Consider the following 262-nt stretch of genomic DNA (forward strand, 5'->3'; position numbering starts at 1 on the left):
AGTTTACTAAATGTAAAAGGAATTGGTGAACAAAAAGTTGATAATTATGGTGAGGACATCTTGAAAGTAATACGTGAGTTCATTCAAGATAATCCCGACTCCATTGAAGAATTAAAAGGTTTAGCTAATGATGAACCTCGAGAAGTGAATGTTAGTTCTAGACGAAAGGGTAGGGAAAATGATTCTCCAAGTTTTCTTGAAACCTATGAATTATATAATGATGGTAAAAACATAGACGAAATTGCTGAATTAAGGGGAATAA

General features: G+C 32.4%; 1 protein-coding gene. It reads left to right on the forward strand.

All coding sequences use genetic code 11. The features are described 5' to 3' along the window. A partial coding sequence (locus AOA60_RS32855) for a hypothetical protein (RefSeq protein ID WP_218240910.1) occupies positions 1 to 262 on the forward strand: 262 nt, incomplete at both ends.

This window comes from Pseudomonas sp. 2822-17, from assembly GCF_002742485.1.
Lineage (GTDB): Bacteria > Pseudomonadota > Gammaproteobacteria > Pseudomonadales > Pseudomonadaceae > Aquipseudomonas > Aquipseudomonas cyclaminis.